This is a genomic window from Bacillus cereus, assembly GCF_007678085.1.
GTDB lineage: Bacteria > Bacillota > Bacilli > Bacillales > Bacillaceae_G > Bacillus_A > Bacillus_A cereus_BE.
This window is the reverse complement of record NZ_VEDW01000003.1, coordinates 329,426-344,596: the sequence shown is the minus strand read 5'-3', so window position 1 is coordinate 344,596 and position 15,171 is coordinate 329,426. Positions and strand designations below refer to the sequence as shown.

The window sequence follows — 15,171 nt, the reverse complement described above, 5'->3', positions numbered from 1 at the left end:
CTCTGGGCCTGGTGGTGCTAAAGAAGTCAATTTGTTTAATACTTGTAATTGAACTGGACTTATCATTCCTTTTGTAATTTCAAATGGAATTGGATTAGTTAATTTTTCATAACCCTTTGGTGCTTCTACTTCTACAAGTGTGTAGTGACCTACAGATAAATCTGAGACTTTCGCTTTCCCTTCTTTATCTGTTGTTACTTTCGTTACTACTTTTCCTTTTTCGTCATGAACTTCAAAGACTGCCCCTGATAATACATTCTTACTTTCAGCAGCCATTTTTGTAATTTCTACTGAACCTTTATCTAACTGTTCATTCTCTACTTTTAGTGATAAAACCTCTGTCATACCTTTTTTGATTTCGAATGATACTGGCTCTGTTAGTTTTTTGTAGCCTGGTAAATTCTCTACTTCTACTAATTTGTAACTTCCTACAGATAGATCTGAAATTTTCGCTTTTCCTTCTTTATCTGTTTTTACTTTCGTTACTACTTTGTCTGCTTCATCTTGGATTTCAAAGACTACACCTTCTAATGCTTTCTGACTATCTTTATCTACTTTTGTAATTTCTACTGAACCTTTATCTAACTGTTCATTCTCTACTTTTAGTGATAAGACTTCTGTCATACCTTTTTTGATTTCGAATGATACTAATTCTGTTAATTTTTTGTAACCTGGTAAGCTTTCCGTTTCTACTAATTTGTATTTTCCTACTGATAGATCTGAAACTTTCGCTTTCCCTTCTTTATCTGTTGTTACTTTCGTTACTACTTTGCCTTTTTCATCCTGCACTTCAAAGACTACGCCTTCTAATGCTTTCTGACTGTCTTTATCTACTTTTGTAATTTCTACTGAACCTTTATCTAACTGTTCATTCTCTACTTTTAGTGATAAGACTTCTGTCATACCTTTTTTAATTTCAAACGATACTGGCCCTATTAGTTTTTTGTAGCCTGGTAAATTTTCTACTTCTACTAGTTTGTAACTTCCTACAGATAGACCTGAAATTTTCGCTTTTCCTTCTTTATCTGTTGTTACTTTCGTTACTACTTTTCCTTTTGAATCTTGCACTTCAAAGACTACGCCTTCTAATGCTTTTTGACTGTCTTTATCTACTTTTGTAATTTCTACTGAACCTTTATCTAACTGTTCATTCTCTACTTTTAGTAATAAAACTTCTGTCATACCTTTTTTAATTTCAAACGATACTGGTTTTGCTAGTTTTTTATAGCCTGGTAAGCTTTCTACCTCTACTAGCTTATATTTCCCTACTGATAAATCTGAAACGTTTGCTTTTCCTTCTTTATCTGTCGTTACTTTCGTTACTACTTTATCTTTTTCGTCTTGTACTTCGAAGACTACGCCTTCTAATACTTTTTGACTGTCTTTATCTACTTTTGTAATTTCCACTGAACCTTTATCTAACTGTTCGTTCTCTACTTTCAATGATAGGACTTCTGTCATACCTTTTTTAATTTCGAACGATACTGGTTCTGTTAGTTTTTTATAGCCTGGTAAGCTTTCTTTCTCTACTAATTTGTACTTTCCTACAGATAAGTCTGAGATTTTTGCTTTTCCTTCTTTATCTGTCGTTACTTCTGTTACTACTTTTCCTTGCTCATCTTGTACTTCGAAGACTACGCCTTCTAATACTTTTTGACTGTCTTTATCTACTTTTGTAATTTCTACTGAACCTTTATCTAACTGTTCATTCTCTACTTTTAGTAATAAAACTTCTGTCATACCTTTTTTAATTTCAAACGATACTGGTTTTGCTAGTTTTTTATATCCTGGTAAGCTTTCTACCTCTACTAGCTTATATTTCCCTACTGATAAATCTGAAACGTTTGCTTTTCCTTCTTTATCTGTCGTTACTTTCGTTACTACTTTATCTTTTTCGTCTTGCACTTCGAATGTTACGCCCGCTAATACTGCGCCACTTTCTTTGTCCACTTTTGTAATCTCTACTGAACCTTTATCTAACAGCTCGTTCTCTACTTTCAATGATAAAACTTTCGTCATACCTTTTTTGATTTCAAACGATACTGGTTCTGTTAATTGTTTGTAACCTGGTAAGCCTGCTTTTTCTACTAATTTGTACTTTCCTACAGATAAGTCTGAGACTTTCACTTTTCCTTCTTTATCTGTCGTTACTTCGGCTACCACTTTTCCCTGCTCATCTTGCACTTCAAAGACTACGCCTGCTAATGCTTTTTGACTGTCTTTATCTACTTTTGTAATTTCTATGTTACCCTTGTCTAACATTTCATTTTCTACTGTTAAAACAAGAGATTTCGTCATACCTTTTTCAATTTGGAAAGTAATTGGATCTATTAATTGTTTATATCCCTTTGGTGCTTTTACTTCTACTAATTTGTATGTGCCAACTGATAAATTAGTAACTTGTGCTTGTCCTTTTTTATCTGTCGTTATTTTAGCGACTACTTGTCCTGCTTCACCTTGAATCTCAAATACTGCATCAGCTAAAACATCTTTATTTTCTTTGTCTACTTTTGTAATTTCTACATTTCCTGTATCCACTAATTCATTTTCGACAGTTAATTGTAGTGCTGTTATTCTACCCTTTTCAATTTCGAATGAAATTGGTTTTTCAAGTGGTTTGTATCCCGCTGGTGTCTCTACTTCCACCAACTCATACTTCCCAATGGATAAATCTGAAACATTTGCTTTTCCTTCTTTATCCGTTTTTACTTTTGCAACTACTTTTCCTTTTGAATCACGTACTTCAAATACAACATTTTCTAATGGTGCTTTACTATCTTTATCTATTTTTATTATCTCGACATTCCCTGTATCCACCATTTCATTTTCTACTTTTAATGATAGGACTTCGGTCATGCCTTTTTTAATTTCAAATGATATTGGTTTTTCTAGCTTTTTATAACCAGGTAAACTTTCTACCTCTACTAAGTCATACTTTCCTACAGGTAAATCTGAAACATTTGCTTTTCCAGCTTTATCTGTTGTTACTTTTTTAACTTCATTACCCTTTTCATCTTGGACGATGAATATTACTCCCGCTAACGGTGCTTTATTATCTTTATCTATCTTTGTTATCTCTATATTTCCCGTATCTACCATTTCATTTTCTATTTTTAATGATAACATCTCGGTCATGCCTTTTGTAATTTCAAACGATAATGGCTCTGGTAGTTTCTTATAGCCTGGTAAACTTTCTTTCTCTACTAATTTGTACTTTCCTACTGATAAATCAGAGATTTTCGCTTTACCATTTTTATCTGTTTTTACTTCCTTTACTACCGTTCCAGCTTCATCTTGCACTTCAAAGATTACGCCTTTTAATGCTTTTTGACTGTCTTTATCTACTTTTGTAATTTCTACTGAGCCTTTATCTAACTGCTCATTCTCTACTTTCAATGATAAGACTGTCGTCATACCTTTTGTAATTTCAAATGATACTGGATCTGTTAGCTTTTTGTAACCTGGTAAGCTTTTCATCTCTACTAATTTGTATTTTCCTATTGATAAATCAGAGATTTTTGCTTTACCATCTTTGTCTGTTTTTACTTCTGTTACTACTTTACCGTTTTCATCTTGCACTTCGAAGACTACGCCTGCTAGTGCTTTTTGGCTGTCTTTATCTACTTTTGTAATTTCTAATGAGCCTTTGTCTAACTGCTCATTTTCTACTTTCAATGATAAAACTTCTGTCATACCTTTTTTAATTTCAAATGATACTGATTCTGTTAGTTTCTTGTAACCTGGTAAGCTTTTCGTCTCTACTAATTTGTACTTTCCTACCGATAGATCTGAAACGTTTGCTTTTCCATCTTTATCTGTTACTACTTTTCTTACCACTTTATCTTTCTCATCTTGGACTTCAAATTCGACACCCGCTAATACTGCACCGCTTTCTTTGTCCACTTTTGTAATTTCTACATTACCTTTGTCTACCATTGCATTTTCTACTGTTATTGGGAATATGCCGTCCCCTGTTACATTTACTTCGAACTCTTTTTCTTTTAATTGGTATCCTTCAGGAGCTTTCGTTTCTTTTAAAATATATTTTCCTAGTGCTAACGGTTTAGAAATTGCCTTACCATCTTTATCTGTAACAATATGTTCGACTACTACACCGTCTTTTACTATGTCAAACTCTGCATTTGCTAATGGCTTTTCACCATTTTCCGAATCAATTTTCTTTAATTCAATTTGACCCTTTTGTATAGTATTTTTAATTTCAATTGTTTTTGTTTCTCCAGCTTGAAGTGTAACCTCTACTGGTTCTTTTAATTTTTGATATCCTTCTGGTGCTACTTTTTCATAAACTTTATACGTCCCAGGAGTTAAAGTTTGAGGTGCTGAAAAACCTTTTTCGCCTGTTTTCAGTACTGCAACAACCTTATCCTCACTATCTCGAACTTCAAATTCGGCACCTGTTAACTCTTTAGTCGGATCCTCAGCATCTATTTTATGAATAGCTACTGTACCGTCTTTTGGAGGTTCAGGCGGCGTAACCGTTACTTCATTTGATGTTAATTTCTTATCATCAAAATGTAATTCTGCTTTATTAGGAATCTTCTTATCTACGTAAGAAGATAAGTCTGCATCAGCTTTAATTTTCGCCTTAATATTCAAGTTAATTATCTGGTCTTCATATGACTTATAGTCAAAACTCTCACCGAACGTAAATGTTACTTCACTTTTTTGTTTATCTATCTTTAGTGTTCCTTTAGAGGTAATATCTTGGCCATTTTGATCATACACTTTTGCCTCTAATACTTCTAATACATCTTCTAAATCATCACTAATTACCATAGATGTGTATTTAGGAGGATCGTTTGGTATATGTGTACCAACTTGGTATTGAATAACTTGATCCATTTGTGTTAGCTGCTCATTCTCTACAAGCTTACCACTCTCATCAACTATATTCTTTTCAATACTAGGTGGATGATCGTCGCCTGAACCAGTTCCTCCCCCACCACTTACGAATACTTCTCCTACTTTTTCTTCAGTTTTAATATTTTTGCCTTCTAATTTCACTGTATTTTTATGAGGCTTTGCAGCGGGATTGGTAATCTTTGTTTTATATCTTAAAATATAACCTTTTGAACTGTCTGGAAATTCAATTGTAAATCCAGTTTTCGTTGCATTGATTTTAATTTTAGATAAATCTGCTGGCTTAATATTTGTTGGTGCATAACCATCTTCAAATACAGCCTCTTCTAATACTACGCTGTCTGTAATTAATTCATGCCCAGGTCCCAATGTATCTGTTAATTTAAGATCTTGCATTTCTGTTCCAGTTGCATTTACATATACAAGCCAATCAGCAATGGACGGATCTTCTTGATTATAAGAACCCCACTTCAATAGATTATCTGTATTGGGCTGCGGCTGCGGTCTCTCTGTCGTATTACTTACACTTACTTCTTTATTTACGATTTGACCATCAACGTTAAATTCTAATGGAATTTTTTCGACACCATCATATGCTTCTAGATTAAAGTAGAATTCTACGAATAAAGAACCTTTAATGTTATTCTTTCCATCTACGTAATCACCCATAGTACACGTCAATAGACCATTTTTCATATCACATGTACCAACTATTTTTCCTTCAGCATCTTTTAAAGGAAAACTCAGATTCATAAGATCTTTTCGAAATTCTTTTGGCATATCAATTGTAAATTGATCTCCACTCTTTATCTGTTCTTTAGCAGACCACTTCACTTCTACTTTCATACCATCTGAAGCCTGATATGGTTCAGATGTCGTGCCATCAGTACGGGAAATGTTAATCTCATCTACTGGACTTTTCATCACAGCAGCTTGAATCACTGGAGCCCATACATTCAGCACCGAAAATAATACTAGAAAAACTAATGAAATCATTGAAACGTATCTTTTAGTACTCTTCGTTTGCATATTTTCCTCCTTGATTATTATATTTATATAATAAAAAAGATCGTCTGATTGCATCAAAATGTGCAACCAGACGATCTTAGTAACCAATATATATTACCGTAGACTCTAAGCTTTGCGGCCTATCCTTTCGAATAGTGTGCTAAAAATTTTTTCTATTATTTTTTTGTTTCATTTTCCTTTTGAACCAAATATTACTATACCGTCTGGACGGTTATAATTCAACACTCTATATAATTGTTCTATTATTCTAACAAAAAAAAATTCACCAATGGATTAAATAACCAATGGTGAATTATATAGTTTGTATATTCTATTTATAAGAATAATAGATAAGAGCTCGCATCACTTTTTCTCTTAATTCGGGGCTTAGTCTTCCAACCCCTAAATATTCCGAATACCATAATCCATCTGCTGCTAATCTAATAATTGTGGCACAAACTGAATCCATTTCATCATTTTCTATATTATTTTGCAGTTGCTGAAATGATTGTTGTAACGGTTCAAGTAATTCAGGTTTTAGCATTAATGCTGCCATCATACTACTACACAACTCTTCTGTTCTTCTCTCATTACTTAATCTTTCCTCTACAAAAGAACGAACCCACCTTCCTTTCTTCTTTGAGTCTTTCATTGCCTTATTATGAATAGCACCATGATACTCCTCTGTCCCTTTAAGTATCATGCCTTCTATTAAAGCTTCTTTATTTGAAAAGTGATACAATAATCCACCTTTACTTACACCTGCCTCTTTTGCTACTGCTTCTAAAGTTAACTTAGCTACTCCTTTAAATTGAACAATTTGAGAAGCGGCGGCTAAAATTTTTTGCCTTGTTATACTTATACTCATTCCTTTTTAAAACCCCCATTTCTACTAAATTTATATAAATACGTATCTTATTTTTAATATCGCTGAGTAATAATAAATATTTTCTTTATACAAAAAAGGCTTCATTACCTTTGAATTGTTCGTTGCTTCTTCTATTAAAAATTTCCATATCATTCAATATGATAACATCAAACACTCACGATTGACTATACATCTATACAATTATATTCGTTGAAAATATATCCATAAACACGAAATGCATACAAATTGATTATCCTTATATATTTATATCTATAATTTAAAGAGGTTTATATGTTCATAAAAATAAAGTGAACTTTTATAAGGATGATTCCATTAGAAAAATTTTCTCTTAGTTATTTAATATGCTTACTAGTTTTCTCTGTCACTGTGAATGTTTTACAGTATGCACAAACTCCAAATTATGCGGATTCATGGGGACCGATTTGGATATCTATTGTTATGTTTTCAATTCTTGGAAGCATTCCCGTTCTTATCGGTTGTTTATTAGGTGAATTTTGTTATAGAAAAATAAAAGGAAGTCACGAATTAAAAATCGGGATTCCTTTATTTATAGTGTTAGGTATTTCCTACAATCATTTATTCTTTATGTGGCTTAACAACAGAGATTTTCTATCCTTTACTTTAGAAGCTTTTCTGGATACTGGCCTTCCTATTACTGTATCATCTGTACTGTTTTATCTTGTCAGACGGCGTTAATTCTTTATTCACTACAAAAAAATGTTATTACTCCTGTTACATCGAGTAATAACATTTTTATTTAAAGCTATTTAACAAACTTGCTTCCAACTAGCATCCTTCACATCTTCACTATTTGGTTTTCTAACTGATTTCACAAAACATTCCTCGCAAGCACCAAATGCAATGAAATTTTTCTGTGCTTGTCTTAACGAAACTTTATTTGCTCCGCCTTCAAAGTCAGGATTGTTAAACTGGACCTCATCATCTTCCCAATAACATATATTACAAATTCCATATGTACCTGGTGGTTCTTCTTCTATTGTTCTATACCCGCAGCATGGACATGTGTATTTCATTATTTCACTCCATTGTTAACTTGTTTTTTCTCCCATATATTCCGCCCCATAAAGAACGTAACAGCACAAATTATAGTTATTACCATGAAAGTAGTATTAGAATCTTCATATGTAGTTGGAATTCCAACCGTTACGGAAACAATACTACAAGCTAAAAGTAAATATAATAATAAAGATAGAATATAGCTTAGTTTAAATCGTAAAATGATACCTCTAAACAATAACTCCCCAAGAAGACAGCCACCTAAAATAATAGGTACTCCGAAATACAATGTAAGGACTCCCATTTGCGCAGTAGATTGAATTATCTTTCCAATTATGTTCGGCGAAGTCATCTCATCATTTCTTCCCATCCTATCATATAAATCAAGTGCCGTTACTGAAATAAAGAAACTTAATATAGAAAACGAATACGGTATTAAAAATTTGCTCACTCTCATTCACCTCACTTTTCCTTCCCTATATATTATTCATTATTTTTACATAAAGTGAAACTTTAATCAGTGGGGGATTTTTCATTCCCCACTGATTATCAGCCCTCACCAATCGGGCTTTTACGGGCAGTTGATCCCGCACCTAACGTCTTTGCTTTTGCTGAATTTTGAGGTGGGAATCTTACTGCCCGTTAATGCGGGATAAAAAAATAGCCCGCATTCCGCAAAAGACGAGCTGTTTTATTTAATTCTCACTTAATTTCTTCTTATACCAATCCTGCATTCTCTCCGCATCTTCTACTCTCGTATGCTCTAATTTATAATCCGATGATGCGTTAGAGAATTTATACGTACATAGATTTGCACGGCGCTGGAAGTATGATTGTGTTTTTTCCATTGATTGGACGTGCCTTCTTCTAACAAGTCCTGTATATTTGCCGACGCTGCGATATACAAGCGTAATTTGCTCTCCGTTTACACTGTAACCATTCGTTCTAAATGTTGCGTATCCAAGTGTAAAGATGAGAATTGCGAGCGGAATTAATGCCCACATGATGAAGTGCTTTTCAAAGTATATACTTATTCCAATAAGCGGGATTGCTAGCATAGCGAAAAAGATGAAACTATCAATGAGATAGCGGCGTAATGCTGCTTTTGGTAATGAAATAATGTTTGTATTCAGTTCGTATGGTAATTGTAAATGCGCGAGTAACTGTTGTACGCGATCTTTTCGAATGATTGGGTGCAGTGTAACTTTTTCTTTCTCGTCACCCAGTCCTTTACTTTGAATCACCTCTACTTGTACAACGCAATAACCGAATGGCTGACGTAAAATACTTTCTTTTATCGTAATACCTTGAATACGGTGCAATTTTAGGACGAGTTCTTTTTTCTCAAGTAATCCTTGCGAAATGCGGACTTCGTCATTCCTTCGATTCACCGTGAAATCACCATGTTTTAGCGCATAACCGATTGTCGATATAATCCACGAAAGGACAATCAAAATGGCTACCATGAAAATCAAGCCATATATATCATGTTTCATTACATACGACTTGACGCCATTCTCTATCCATTTCGGAATGTACTCATCTACTTGATGATACACGAAAAAGATTAATGAGAATAATAGTCCAAACTGACCAGATGTAACAGACGCTAGTAAAATTTCTTTCCAAGTTAATTTATATTCAGTCGCTTGTTTTTCTTCTGTAATGATTTCTTTTTCTACTGTATTTTCTGTTGCTTCGTCTAACGTTTCTTCTGCTTTCACTTCTGGAGTTGGCTCATTTAGCATTGTAATAAGCTCTGTTGCTTCTTCTACTGTAATACCAGCTAAGCTTACTTCTGCATCATCACCCCCGCCAGCTGTTTCAATTTGAATCTTTTTTAAGCCAAGCATTTGATATAACACGTTAGAACTTGTATTAATCGTTTGCACACGTTCTTTATTTAAGTAGCTCTCCTTCTTCACAAAGAGCCCTTGTTTTACATGTAATACGTTATTTTCAACCCAATACGTTGTGTAATACCATTTTTCAAACGCTGAAAAAACAGTGAGTAAACCGAATGCAGCGGGAATTAAATACCAAAACGGGAATTTTCCGTTTAAGCTAAACATGAAAATAATGAGTGGTATAAAGTCTGTTATTTTTAATTCTAATAACATCGTGATTGGATGCTGTCTCTTATACATCCTCATCACTCACTTTCGCTAATTCTGCGATTTTCGTTTTCAACATTTCTGCTTCATACATCGTTAAACCTGGGATACTGTGAGAAGTTGCCGCTGTTGAAATGTGTAATTCTGCTAAGTCATATTTTCTCATAATCGGCCCTTGTTCAATCGTCACGTGCTGTACACGAATCATCGGTACTAATACACGCTTTACGACGAAAAGACCGTGCTGAATTTCAAGTTCTTCTTCATTTAGTTGATAGCTGTAATAACGTTGACGTAGTTTCGGGAATAAAAAGTACGAAAATGGTGCGAACGCAACTGTTAGCCCAATCATTACATACAAAATCCACGCCCACCAATCAAACTTTATCATGAGGAAAAGGTAAGCTAACATGACAAGAATACCAATCCCTTCTTCAATTACAGCACGAACTTTCCACACCTTGACCATGTCAGGGTGAATTTCATTTTTCAATGGATCCATGTAACCACTCCAAATCTAGTAATCTAATATACGAATACTCTCAATCTATATTTTACATAACTTTACAGAAAATTGTAATTTAATTATCTTTCTTCTCAGGAATAAAATATCCGAACCAAAGTAGCCAAATGAAGCCGATTAACTTCATCCAGCTTCCATCCGCTTGAAAAGCTTCAATCATACCGGGTATTTTATAAATCCCAATGAATCCAAGAAAACCGAGCCACCAGTTTTTTTGCATTTTCACTTTTATTCCTCCTTCATGACGTTTTTCACATTTCGAATCCAAATTTCTTTATACTTTAACTGGAATCCCATTAACATGTAATTACTCATATTATCGATCACGAGCGCTAACGTATGTGCATTTTCTTCCGTTGCATGTTGTGACACAACGTCAAGTTCCACACCTTTCTTCAATAAATCGTGGAAACCATTTAAGAAATCTTCTTGTATTTCAAATAAGCGTTTCTGATACTTTTCATTTCGCGATGCAGTTACGATAAATTCATTTATAACGCGTAATATTCCTTCTTGCCCTTCATATTCAGAGAGCATATGTAAACCATCTGAAATTAACTTTTCTGCAAAGTTTTCTTTCGTATATTGTTCTTTATCGAAATAACTCACGAAATGATACCCAGAAAAAATTTCTTCAAATAAAAAATCGACTAACGCTTCTTTAGAAGAAAAATGATAATAAATAGCCGGTTTTGAAATACCTACCTCTTTCGCAATCATGGAAAGGCTCATCTTCTCAATGCCATGCTCTGCCATAAGTTTAAATGATGCCTCGACAATGTTTTGCGATGTTTGTAAATTCTTTGTCATACTGTACCTCACTTATTTTTACTTACCGGTCGGTAAATAAATTGTAAAATAAAAAATCATCGTTTGCAAGTTTGATTCAAACCTGTATATTACTTTTTCAATCTACATTACGGATCTAGGATCATATTCCTTAATAATGACTACAATAATCTTGAATCCAGTTAAACTACAAAAAGCACCTTTGTGAGTGCTTCTTGTAATTTAATATTTAGGCCCCATATAATCATAGCTTTGGTCCAGCGCTTTTAATAAATCAATCGCACCCTTTAACTCTCTTTTATCAGACTCTAATTCTTCCATCCTTCTTTCGATATCTTTTTTAAAAGATTCTAAATCGCTAATGGCTTTTTTCCCTACTCCAAGTTGCGACCAGCTTGATAAGAGTAAATTATGTACATTACTTACAACTCTTTTATTATGATTTAAGTCTTGAATCATATGGTCAAATTGTTGTATAGCTTGATTCAAAGCTTCTTCATTTAAGTAAATTCTCGGCATCCTAATCTTCTCCCTTAATATTGTTGATCCGTCTTCTTATAATCATCGGCTTTCTTCTCAATAAAATCTGAAATTTCCGTTGCTGTTCGTATGTACCAAAAACTTAAATGCTCTACATGTGCACGTATATTATTTACTTTAGCTTCTACCCTTCTACTTTCAGCCGTTTCTAATAATGTCATCATATTAGAAATTAACCTCGGTACTCTATCTTGAAATTCTTGCGCGTTTCTCTTCATATCTCTTACGGCTTGTTCTAAATTCTCTACCACTACACGAATTTCTCCCCCGCCTAATAACGCGCCTGGTGAATCATAAACTCTTTCATTCGTGTCTACATTTAACAAGTATTTATTGGATAAAGACCCATTCTCTCCAAACCGGAAGTTTTGATCTGTTTGATAATGATAACCAGGGCCACTTATCGAATTTAAAAATCGAGTAACCTCCATCCCAAGCTTTTGCTGTAATGATAGCTTTGATATTTCTTCTTTCGAAATTGGTGGGGTTACCGCATAAGTAGAGCCTATATGACTTTCATATGCACCAAATGGTCCATAGCCAATTGAATCATTTCCGTGAACAACACTTACAATTCTATTATTAAACTCACCATTATTTGCTCTTTCTTGTAAATCAGGCGGTAACAAATGTTTTGCACTCGGCGCATTCCATGACATACATCTTACATTATCATTAGATGCCGCTGCATATTCCGCTAAAGCTCCCCCTAACGAATGACCCGTCGTATATATCTCTACATCATCCCTGTCCTTGTATGTATCCGTTACTTGTTTCATGACCCTTTCAGCTTGTTCGAATTGATTATGTGTTTCCCAGCGCTGATTCTCTTCATTCCAATATTTCTTTGAACCTTCATTCTCAGTCCCTGCTACAGGAGGTGCTGCTGGTTCATGAACACCTTCTCGTAATACAAAATGATTGGTATCCGTTTTTAAATCCTTCATACCTTCCCCTGGCTTCATCGGAATGCCTAAAGAGTTTTTCTCTATAATTTTATCCCCTTCTGTTCCTCGGAAAGATACCATAACTTGCTTTTTCCCATCGACATCTCGTTCAAAGACTACTGCGTCCATTCCGGTTTGTTTGTCGTGGAATGTTTCATTTACGCCCCACTCTTGCATTACATTATTGCTACTATCTTTAATATAAACTCTATCTTTAAGTTTCTTATCATTATAATATGCCATATTAGATAATTGATAATATGTACTATCTAAAACTTGATTATTTCCAGTCATCTTTTCTCCTCCTATAAAAAAAGTATTATAATAATTAAGATAACATTTTTTGGAGGGTAATTATGGCAAATAAAAACAAAAAAATTAGTTTTTATTTAGTTTTAATTCTTATTCTTACTATATTAGGAGGGTGTACTGTGAAACAAGAACAAGAAGAACAACAAATAATTGAAAAGGCCAAAGAAGAAACCATTCAATATTTCAAAAAAACAGAGGGCTTAGATGTATCAATTACTGATCATGAATTTGGACCAAAAGACTTTCAAACTATCTCTATATCAGGCTATGTGACTAATGATAAAACTAAAGAATTTACTGCTTCAGTTGAATACGCAAATAATTATCATATCGGCGCTATTTCAACCACCAAAAATTTAGAGCTTAAAAACTAATAATCCGGGCACTTTAGATTGCCTTTGCTTTATGCTTCACCACACAATGTCCAGTGAATATAAAATTTATTGAAGAGGAATATAACGCACTATTAACGGAGTGATTATTCGTGAAAAAATATGCTATAAGATTATTCTTTATCTTTACACTTATCCTTTTAGGTGGATGTACGATAGATCAAAAGAATGAGGAACAACAAATAGTTAATAAAGCAACAGAAACTACAATTCAATATTTTAAAGAAAAAGAGAATTTAGAAGTGACTATTACAAATCATAGATTTCCTTCTAATGATATCGAAACTATTTTTATAACTGGTCATATCAAAGATGATACAAATAAGAAATTTACTACTTCAATTGATTATAAAGATGATTATAATATCGGTTCTATCTCTACCACTAATTTCAGCCTAAAACACTGAAAAGACAATCTGAAAATTTCCTTTTAAACATTAATTATTAGAACAAAAAAGATATCCTAAATATATGATTTAGGATGTCTTTTTTATAAAACAAATTAATTCCTAGTTTCATCTGTAATTTTATTATTTTCTTTCAAAATACTCCCTCCTTGTAAAAAACGGTATATTATAATAACTAGGACAACATCATTGAGGGGAGAAAATGGTTATCAAATTCCAAAAAATTAGTTTTTATTTCCTTTTAATCTTTGTATTTGCTACTTTAGAAGGGTGTACTGTGGATAATAAAAAAGAAGAGCAACTAATAGTAGATAAGGCTACAGAAACAACTATTAAATATTTTAAAGAAAAAGAAAATCTAGATGTAGTGATTACTAAACATAAATTTGCTCCAAAGGACTTTCAAAGTGTTTCGATTTCAGGACATGTGAAAGATGATAAAAATAAAACATTCTCGGCAGCTGTTGAATACGCTAATGATTATCACATCGGTTCCATTTCCACATCTGAAGGTTTTGATTTAAAAAACTAAAATAGTTTCTCTTCAAAACTATTTTAGTTTTCTTCTTTCATTCAGGAGTGTCCCTTATAAGAAATAAAAAGCATCCTAAATCAAAATTTAGGATGCTTTCTTTTTAATCCCTCTTCAACAATCGCATACGATAACAATTCATCGTTACTTCCCCAAGTCTTTGCAGTAATTGATAGTTCGCATATGCACCGACCGGGGCACCGATTATTGGTACGAGCTGAAGCATTTTAGCTAAATCGATATAGTCTCGGTACTCTGTTTGGAACTTTTCCCAGTCCATATGATTTTCTTCTTCTGTGTCCCACGTTTCGATTGCTTTCCATATTTCTTTTCGGTGATCGTCACTTGAAAAGGCAAGCTGAAAGACGTGAAGGATAAAAAGGCGCTCTTCTTTGTCGCTCGTATCAAATCCGTACAATGTTGCTGCATCGAATAAAAATTTAATTTTAATGCCGAGTAAAAGCGGAAAGTCAGCAAGCCCAAGGAGAATACCGCCAGCTCCCGTCCCTGCTCCTTCTGCCGCTGCTATTTTTTTGTACTCATCCATTTTTTTACGTACTTCGTCGTCTCTTCTTTGCAATGACCAATTCGTCTCTTTTAATTTCGGCTTTATAAAGTTTGATCCAGCACTAATCGTTTGCACCATCATCCGAATCGTTTCCGTTAATACTTTTTGCACTTTCGCCGGAATAAGCTGCTGTACTTTCGTTTGCACTTTCTTTGAGAACCGTGTCATCATAGAAGAATCTTTCATGAATGTAGCTTTCCACTGCTCCAATTCTTTTATAACCTTCTCTTCGTATGTAATCATAGGTTCATT

15 protein-coding genes and 1 riboswitch are annotated in these 15,171 nt (G+C 33.7%); of the genes, 4 read left to right on the top strand and 11 right to left on the bottom strand.

Features of this window, described 5'->3' with window-relative positions; all coding sequences use genetic code 11:
* Both FS742_RS15335 and FS742_RS15330 read right to left on the bottom strand, forming a co-directional pair.
* Positions 1 to 5,910: SpaA isopeptide-forming pilin-related protein (locus FS742_RS15335; RefSeq protein WP_186327181.1), on the bottom strand; the 5,910-nt coding region annotated here is incomplete at its 3' end.
* A 58-nt stretch (positions 5,911 to 5,968) separates the two neighbouring features.
* A riboswitch (cyclic di-GMP riboswitch) is annotated at positions 5,969 to 6,061 on the bottom strand.
* A 159-nt stretch (positions 6,062 to 6,220) separates the two neighbouring features.
* The gene (locus tag FS742_RS15330; protein WP_144613372.1) at positions 6,221 to 6,757 is read right to left on the bottom strand and encodes a TetR/AcrR family transcriptional regulator; all 537 of its coding nucleotides are present in this window, start codon (positions 6,755 to 6,757) and stop codon (positions 6,221 to 6,223) included.
* 324 nt (positions 6,758 to 7,081) lie between these two features.
* On the opposite strand from FS742_RS15330, the gene FS742_RS15325 reads away from it, so the two are divergent.
* A complete protein-coding gene (locus FS742_RS15325; RefSeq protein ID WP_144613370.1) occupies positions 7,082 to 7,474 on the top strand; it encodes a hypothetical protein in 393 nt (130 codons plus the stop codon).
* A gap of 71 nt (positions 7,475 to 7,545) precedes the next feature.
* Here the strand turns inward: FS742_RS15325 and FS742_RS15320 are convergent, their stop codons facing one another.
* The 8 genes from FS742_RS15320 to FS742_RS15290 all read right to left on the bottom strand — a co-directional run bounded on the left by FS742_RS15320 (position 7,546) and on the right by FS742_RS15290 (position 13,002).
* Positions 7,546 to 7,812: a CPCC family cysteine-rich protein gene (locus tag FS742_RS15320; RefSeq protein WP_144613368.1), complete on the bottom strand. Its 267-nt coding sequence runs from the start codon at positions 7,810 to 7,812 to the stop codon at positions 7,546 to 7,548.
* Positions 7,812 to 8,246, bottom strand: a complete 435-nt coding sequence (locus tag FS742_RS15315; RefSeq protein ID WP_141524169.1) for a hypothetical protein — start codon at positions 8,244 to 8,246, stop codon at positions 7,812 to 7,814. The genes FS742_RS15320 and FS742_RS15315 overlap by 1 nt, the downstream gene beginning before the upstream one ends.
* Positions 8,247 to 8,490: 244 nt before the next feature.
* Positions 8,491 to 9,942, bottom strand: coding sequence for a PH domain-containing protein (locus FS742_RS15310; protein WP_144613366.1), 1,452 nt, complete (start codon positions 9,940 to 9,942; stop codon positions 8,491 to 8,493).
* On the bottom strand, positions 9,935 to 10,411 hold the full coding sequence (locus tag FS742_RS15305; protein WP_000371362.1) for a PH domain-containing protein: 477 nt from the start codon (positions 10,409 to 10,411) through the stop codon (positions 9,935 to 9,937). Before FS742_RS15305 ends, FS742_RS15310 begins: the two co-directional genes overlap by 8 nt.
* 79 nt (positions 10,412 to 10,490) lie before the next feature.
* Positions 10,491 to 10,658, bottom strand: coding sequence for a hypothetical protein (locus tag FS742_RS27620; protein ID WP_000783807.1), 168 nt, complete (start codon positions 10,656 to 10,658; stop codon positions 10,491 to 10,493).
* Positions 10,659 to 10,660: 2 nt separating this feature from the next.
* Positions 10,661 to 11,242 carry a TetR/AcrR family transcriptional regulator gene (locus FS742_RS15300; protein ID WP_144613364.1) on the bottom strand — a complete coding sequence of 194 codons (582 nt, stop codon included), beginning with the start codon at positions 11,240 to 11,242 and terminating at the stop codon, positions 10,661 to 10,663.
* A gap of 201 nt (positions 11,243 to 11,443) precedes the next feature.
* Positions 11,444 to 11,740: a hypothetical protein gene (locus FS742_RS15295; protein WP_001137433.1), complete on the bottom strand. Its 297-nt coding sequence runs from the start codon at positions 11,738 to 11,740 to the stop codon at positions 11,444 to 11,446.
* Positions 11,741 to 11,754: 14 nt separating this feature from the next.
* On the bottom strand, positions 11,755 to 13,002 hold the full coding sequence (locus tag FS742_RS15290) for a lipase family protein (RefSeq protein WP_144613362.1): 1,248 nt from the start codon (positions 13,000 to 13,002) through the stop codon (positions 11,755 to 11,757).
* Between the two features lie 62 nt (positions 13,003 to 13,064).
* Between FS742_RS15290 and FS742_RS15285 the strand changes: the two genes are divergently transcribed.
* From FS742_RS15285 to FS742_RS15275, 3 genes are all read left to right on the top strand, one after another.
* A complete protein-coding gene (locus FS742_RS15285) occupies positions 13,065 to 13,394 on the top strand; it encodes a DUF1433 domain-containing protein (protein ID WP_097907656.1) in 330 nt (109 codons plus the stop codon).
* Between the two features lie 110 nt (positions 13,395 to 13,504).
* Positions 13,505 to 13,819: a DUF1433 domain-containing protein gene (locus FS742_RS15280; RefSeq protein WP_087957640.1), complete on the top strand. Its 315-nt coding sequence runs from the start codon at positions 13,505 to 13,507 to the stop codon at positions 13,817 to 13,819.
* A gap of 202 nt (positions 13,820 to 14,021) precedes the next feature.
* Positions 14,022 to 14,351 (top strand): DUF1433 domain-containing protein, encoded by a 330-nt coding sequence (locus FS742_RS15275; RefSeq protein WP_260869670.1) that lies wholly within the window; start codon positions 14,022 to 14,024, stop codon positions 14,349 to 14,351.
* 103 nt (positions 14,352 to 14,454) lie between these two features.
* Here FS742_RS15275 and ecsC read toward each other — a convergent pair whose 3' ends face one another.
* The gene (ecsC, locus tag FS742_RS15270) at positions 14,455 to 15,162 is read right to left on the bottom strand and encodes an ecs operon protein EcsC (protein ID WP_144613360.1); all 708 of its coding nucleotides are present in this window, start codon (positions 15,160 to 15,162) and stop codon (positions 14,455 to 14,457) included.
* Positions 15,163 to 15,171 lie beyond the last annotated feature (9 nt).